The organism is bacterium, assembly GCA_035703895.1.
GTDB lineage: Bacteria > Sysuimicrobiota > Sysuimicrobiia > Sysuimicrobiales > Segetimicrobiaceae > Segetimicrobium.
Map to the genome: position 1 here is coordinate 1 of DASSXJ010000071.1, position 5,220 is coordinate 5,220.

At 65.5% G+C, this 5,220-nt stretch carries 5 protein-coding genes and 2 tRNA genes; all 7 read left to right on the forward strand.

The genetic code is table 11. The features are described from left to right. Positions 1 to 52: 52 nt before the first annotated feature. Positions 53 to 139 (forward strand) — tRNA-Tyr (locus VFP86_05035). Positions 140 to 180: 41 nt separating this feature from the next. Beyond that, the gene (locus VFP86_05040) at positions 181 to 798 is read left to right on the forward strand and encodes a hypothetical protein (GenBank protein HET8998991.1); all 618 of its coding nucleotides are present in this window, start codon (positions 181 to 183) and stop codon (positions 796 to 798) included. 137 nt (positions 799 to 935) lie between these two features. Then, positions 936 to 1,436: a hypothetical protein gene (locus VFP86_05045; GenBank protein HET8998992.1), complete on the forward strand. Its 501-nt coding sequence runs from the start codon at positions 936 to 938 to the stop codon at positions 1,434 to 1,436. A gap of 102 nt (positions 1,437 to 1,538) precedes the next feature. Next, positions 1,539 to 1,612: transfer RNA gene (locus VFP86_05050), tRNA-Gly, on the forward strand. A 51-nt stretch (positions 1,613 to 1,663) separates the two neighbouring features. After that, complete coding sequence (locus tag VFP86_05055; GenBank protein HET8998993.1) at positions 1,664 to 2,524, forward strand: tetrahydrofolate dehydrogenase/cyclohydrolase catalytic domain-containing protein; 861 nt, start codon at positions 1,664 to 1,666, stop codon at positions 2,522 to 2,524. Continuing rightward, positions 2,521 to 3,852, forward strand: a complete 1,332-nt coding sequence (locus VFP86_05060; GenBank protein HET8998994.1) for a folylpolyglutamate synthase/dihydrofolate synthase family protein — start codon at positions 2,521 to 2,523, stop codon at positions 3,850 to 3,852. Before VFP86_05055 ends, VFP86_05060 begins: the two co-directional genes overlap by 4 nt. A gap of 7 nt (positions 3,853 to 3,859) precedes the next feature. Then, positions 3,860 to 5,220, forward strand: a 1,361-nt coding sequence (gene lysS / locus VFP86_05065) for a lysine--tRNA ligase (GenBank protein ID HET8998995.1), incomplete at its 3' end; no start/stop codon positions are given.

Sequence of the window (5,220 nt, forward strand, 5' to 3'; positions counted from 1 at the left end):
CGGCAGAGTCGTTGACAGTGGAGAGGGTTGCACCTACACTCGGAGAGGAGCTGGGGAGGTACCCAAGCGGCCAAAGGGGGCTGACTGTAGATCAGCTGGCGGAATGCCTTCAGAGGTTCGAATCCTCTCCTCCCCACCACGTAAAATAAACTCTAGAGCACGATAGTTCTGAGGTGTGCAATGGTCACGTCAGGTTGGATCGCCCCCCGGCTCTGGCTGGCCGCCGCGGTAAGCCTCTCGGTCATCATCGTGCAACCCGCGGTCGGGGCGCCCACAGTCAAAGGCGACGTGGCGGTATGGGCTGAGATTGTCACGGCCTTGAAAAAGCAACATACCATCACATTTCGCGGGAAAAACACCGAACCCGGCAAAACCCTGATCATCGAATTCGCCCCGCCCGACTCCCAACACCGTATCTTACACGGCTACCCAGACATGATCGCCCCGGAAGGGATCACCGTGGGGACTACGGCCTGGAAGCGGGACCACAGCGGTAAGTGGGATTGTGCCAATCCTGTGAGGCTGTCATCCACCGAGGCGGTCCCTCTCTGGGATCGAAAAGGCGAGGTGACCGTGACACGGGTCCCGGACCTCGTCATCGGCGGCGTGCAGGCCCACGGCTACGCCTATACGCAAACCCTCGAGATCAGTGGGACATCTCTTACCAGGAAAGAAAAGCTCTACGTTGGGGTCCAGAGCGGCCTCCCCCTCCGGCAGATCACGGACACGGGGAAGACCACGTCAACATTCGACTACTATGATTACGGGGCGAAGATTACCATCGCGCCTCCGTGCTAATCGTCTAATCCCCCTAGATTTGGGGCATGTACCAGGGCAGGGCAGCACCGCCGCCGCGCGGCGGGCGTTGTCTATAACGGTCTTCCGGCCCCTCTCGGCAGGAGGGCGGGGACCGGGAGTGGGGGCCCATCCTGGACGTGCTGCCCGCTGTACAGCAATCCGACGGCGCGGAACGGTGCTTTAAGTGCCCGAAGGAGCGGAGCCACGGCGATCCGGGGTGGTACTTTGTCGATCTCGAGGAGAGGGGGCGGCTCCTAGGTCCGTGCCGCCTGTACGTGTGCCCCGAGGACTATCTCGGGTTTGCTGTCTCCGAACGGGATCGTTGGACGCCGATCGGCGAGGTGGGTAACGGAGCGAGCGGCGATCGCGATCCGAACGGCTCCGCGTCTCTCCTCAAAGACCCACCACCGTGCACCGCCGATGAGTTGATCGCACTCTTGGGCCACCGGGGGCTGGCCGGGTGGGCGTTCCTGGTTCGGGATGTCGCGGCCGGCCGGGTGCGTCGGGTGCACCTCCGCCAGTTGCCTGCCGATCCGGAGATCCGCCAGGCCCTCGTGACGTATCTGCACAGCGCGGGTACGGCGGTGACCATCAGCCGGGTCTTCTTGAAACACCAGCGCCGGTCCGAACGGGGATAACCTCACAGAGGTTTCACCACCAGGCCCTTACGCCGTGAAGCGGCGCAAGGGCCTGTGTTTTCCCCCGTGCCTTTGATATAGTAATGGCCGGCAAGGACTCTTGCGGGAGTAGCTCAATGGTAGAGTGCCAGCCTTCCAAGCTGGCGATGTGGGTTCGATTCCCATCTCCCGCTCCAAGTTGACGCGGGCCGGCATCTGCGGCCCGCTCACCACTCCTAGGGGGCGCAGTGGCCGCGAGGATCTTGGACGGCAGGGTAGTCGCGCAGCAACGACGCGCCCCGCTCATCGAGCAGGTGGGGGTATTCACCGCCCGTCACAGCGTAGCGCCGTGTTTGGCTGCCGTGCTCGCCGGCGCGAATCCCGCCTCCCAGCAGTACGTAGAGACCAAGGCTCGGGCTGCGGGGAAGGTGGGGATCCGTTCTGAAACCTTCCATCTCGCCGGCGACACCTCTCAGGGCGATTACCTTGCCCTGATCGATGACCTGAACCGCCGCCGGGACGTCCACGGGATCCTCCCCCAGCTGCCCCTGCCTTCTCAGATCGATCCTCAGCGCGTCTTCGAGCGGATCGATCCACTCAAGGATGTGGACGGATTGAGCCCGGAGAACGCCGGCCGGCTCGCGCTCGGGTATCCTCGATTGATCCCGTGCACCCCGCTCGGCATCCTCGCGCTGCTCGATTACGCGGGGGTCCGGCTCGCCGGTGCCCAGGTCGTCGTCGTCGGTCGGAGCAACATCGTGGGCAAGCCGGTGGCCCTCCTCACGCTCGCCCGGAATGCGACGGTGATGATCTGCCACTCTCGCACCATCGACTTGGCGGTGCGCACGCGGATGGCGGACGTCCTGATTGTCGCGGTCGGGCGCCCGCGAGCGATTGGAGCGGAGATGGTCAAGCCCGGCGCCGTCGTGATCGACGTGGGGAACGGCCGCGTTGAGGGGAAGACCGTTGGAGACGTGGATTTTGACGGCGTCAAAGAGGTCGCCGGCGCCATCACCCCGGTCCCGGGGGGTGTCGGCCCCATGACGATCGAGTTCGTGCTCGAGAATACGCTGGCCGCGGCGCGCCTGCAACTCGAGGCCGAGGGATGACGTACGCGGCAGCGCTGCGCTACCTCGATAGCTTGATTCGAACGGACCGGCCCCGCCGGCCGTACCACGATGAGAAGCTGGCCAGGATGCGCCATCTGCTGAGCCTGCTCGGCGATCCCCACCGCCGGCTTCGGACCGTGCTGGTGGCCGGGACGAAGGGCAAGGGGTCCACGGCGGTCATGATCGCCGGAATCCTCCGCGCGATGGGTCTGCGCGTGGGGCTCACAGTCAAGCCGCACCTGGTCGATTACCGGGAACGCATTCAGATCGCCGGCCACAAGATCTCCCGGGAAGATCTTGCGGCCCTGGTGGACAAGATTCGTCCGGTGATCGAGAAGAGCCAGGACCTCGTCTGGGGGCCGCCCACCTATGTCGAGACGACCGTGGCCCTAGCGTTTCTGCATTTTGTCGAAGCACGGGTCGATCTTGCGGTGGTGGAGGTCGGCATCGGTGGGCGTTTGGACGCAACCAATGTGCTCGATCCTCTGGTGTCCGTGATCACCCCTATCAGCTACGATCACACCGAGATCCTCGGCGATACGCTGACCGCGATCGCCGGGGAGAAAGCGGGCATCGTCCGCGCGGGGGGACGGGTCGTGTCGGCTCCACAGCCCGATGAGGCGCTCCGCACCATTGCGCGGATCGTCGAAGAAAAAGACGCCCACCTGGTGGTGGTAGGGCGCGACCTCGATGTGCGTCTCGAGGCGTCGTCCCTCCAGGGGGTCCGCGCCACCGTGCGCGGGCTGCGGGATACGTACTCGGTCCGGGTGCCGTTGCTGGGCCGCCATCAGGCAGTGAACGCGGCGACCGCCATCGGTGCCGTCGAACTGCTGGGCGACGAGTCGGTCCCGGTGGGAGCGGATGCCATCCGACGGGGGCTCGCTACGGTCAGGTGGCCCGCGCGGATCGAACTCATCGATACCGCGCCCCACACCATCATCGATGTCGGCCACAACCCCGCGTCCATGGCGGCGCTTCGCGATGCCCTCCAGGAACTGCTCGGAGGGCGGCGCCTGGTCTTGGTCTTCGGGATGCTCGCGACGAAGGACTACCGGACGGTGACCGCGATGATCGCGCCGCTGGCGGATGCCGTCATCACCACGACCCCCGACAACCCCCACGCGTTGCCGGCCGAGGAGCTCGCGACTGAGGTTCGACGGTACACCGGTCGCGTCACGTCCGTACCAGATCGACGCCTCGCGGTCGAACGCGGACGGGCGCTCGCCGGTCCGGAGGACGTGTTCCTCATCACCGGATCGTTCTATCTCGTTGGCGAAGCGCGCGAGTGGCTCCGCCGGAGGAAGGCCGCAGCGCCGGCGAGAAGGTAACGCCATCATGTGGGTCGACCTCCTCGCCGAGGATCTGCTGAAGCAGCACGCCGGTCCGCACATCGTCAACGATGCCAAGACGCCGTCCGGACACGTGTCCGTCGGGAGTCTCCGCGGGGTCATCATGCACGACTGCGTGACGCGTGCGCTCCGGGACGCGAACGTGTCGACCGAGTTTCTGTACGGGTTCGATGACTACGACCCGATGGACGGCCTGCCTCCCGACCTTCCCGAGTACGCGCGCTACATGGGTATGCCGTTTGCCGATATCCCGTCCCCGGACGGGCGTGCGGAGAGCTATGGGCACTACTTCGCCGCTGAGTTTGCGGGTGTGTTTGAGCGGATGGGCGCCCGTCCGCGTCTCTACCGCACGTCCGAGATGTACCGGGCGGGACAGTTTGACGAGACCATCCGGCTGGCGCTCGATCAGGTCGACGTGATCCGGGAGATCTATCGGGAGGTGACGCACAGCAGCCGGATCGACGACCACTGGTGGCCGATCCAGGTCTTGTGCCAGCGCTGCGGCCGGATCGGGACGACCGGCGTCTCGAGCTGGGACGGCGGCGAAGTGGAATACGAATGCGCTCCTGATAAGGTGGCGTGGGCCCAGGGATGCGGATACCACGGGAGGCGCTCGCCATTTCGAGGCGGCGCGAAACTGCTCTATCGGGTTGAGTGGCCGGCAAAGTGGATGATCCTGGGCGTGACGGTGGAGGGAGCGGGGAAGGATCACATGACCCGGGGCGGCACGCACGATGTGGCCCGCGCGATCAGTACTCGGGTGTTCCGGCGGCCCGTGCCGTACGCCTTCGCATACGAATTTCTCTTGTATGGCGGCAAGAAGATGGGCTCATCCGCGGCGGTGGGGGCGACGGCGGCGGAGATCTTGGATGTGCTCCGGCCGGAGTTGGCGCGGTTCCTCATCGTCCGTCCGCTCCCGCGCCGCCAGTTGGAATTCGACCCTCGAGGCGAGACCATCCCTACCTTGTACGACGAGTGCGATCGGGCGGCCGCAGCGTACTTTCGTGAGGCCGAGAATCCCGATCTCGCGCGAACGTTCTACTATTCGCGGATCGCGGGCGATCCGGCGCAATCGTACCGTCCCAGGTTTGCGAAGGTCGCGTACTTGCTTCAAATGCCAACCGTGGATCTGCCCAGGGCCATCGCGCGCGAAAAGGGCGGCCCCCTGACCGAGGCCGATCGGGAAGAGCTCGACCATCGCGTCGCCGACGCCAGGCGGTGGCTCGCCGCGTATGCCCCGGAGCACTACAAGTTCGAAGTTCTCCCGCATCTGCCGACATCGGTCGCGATGCTGACGCGGGTGCAGCGCCAGTACCTGGCGCGCATCGCGGAGGGCCTCGGTGGCCG

Bases quoted from the DNA above. Each gene is read 5' to 3' on its own strand.
- VFP86_05060 (HET8998994.1), top strand. From the start codon at position 2,521: ATGACGTACGCGGCAGCGCTGCGCTACCTCGATAGCTTGATTCGAACG.
- VFP86_05040 (HET8998991.1), top strand. From the start codon at position 181: ATGGTCACGTCAGGTTGGATCGCCCCCCGGCTCTGGCTGGCCGCCGCG.